The organism is Pseudomonas sp. 43(2021), assembly GCF_017490805.1.
GTDB lineage: Bacteria > Pseudomonadota > Gammaproteobacteria > Pseudomonadales > Pseudomonadaceae > Aquipseudomonas.
Genome location: NZ_JAFGYJ010000377.1, coordinates 1 through 484, shown reverse-complemented (window position 1 = coordinate 484; position 484 = coordinate 1). Strand labels below are relative to the sequence as shown.

Below are 484 nucleotides of genomic sequence, written 5' to 3'. Positions count from 1 at the left end.
GAACCGGCGTCGATGCCGACGATACGGTTTTTGAAGGTATCGTCGGTTTTCAGGTCTTCGATCGATTTGGCTTTGACGTACTCCGGCACGATCAGGCCGATCTTCGCGTCCTTGAAGTTCGGGCCGTAATCGACGACCTGATCCTTGTTTTTCGTCCAGTAGTCACCGTGGGTCACGGGCAGCCAGGCCGAGAGCATCGCGTCGAGTTTGCCGGTGGCCACGCCCTGCCACATGATCCCGGTGGCGACGGCTGGCAGCTTCACGTCATAACCGAGTTTCTGTTTGATCACTTCGGCCGCCACGTGGGTGGTCGCGACGCTGTCGGACCAGCCGTCAACGTAACCGATGTTCAGGGTCTGTTTTTCAGCGTTGGCGAAAGTGGAACTCATCGCAAGCGCCAGAACGGCACCTGCGCCTAAAAGTCGTCGCATCTTCATCGTTTACTTCCCCGAAATGCTGCGCCCGACGGATGCCGGGCATCGTC

General features: G+C 58.5%; 1 protein-coding gene. It reads right to left on the bottom strand.

The window, feature by feature from the left end:
• The coding region (locus J5M71_RS27730) for a glycine betaine ABC transporter substrate-binding protein (protein WP_279382394.1) at positions 1 to 437 on the bottom strand (437 nt) is incomplete at its 3' end.
• Positions 438 to 484 lie beyond the last annotated feature (47 nt).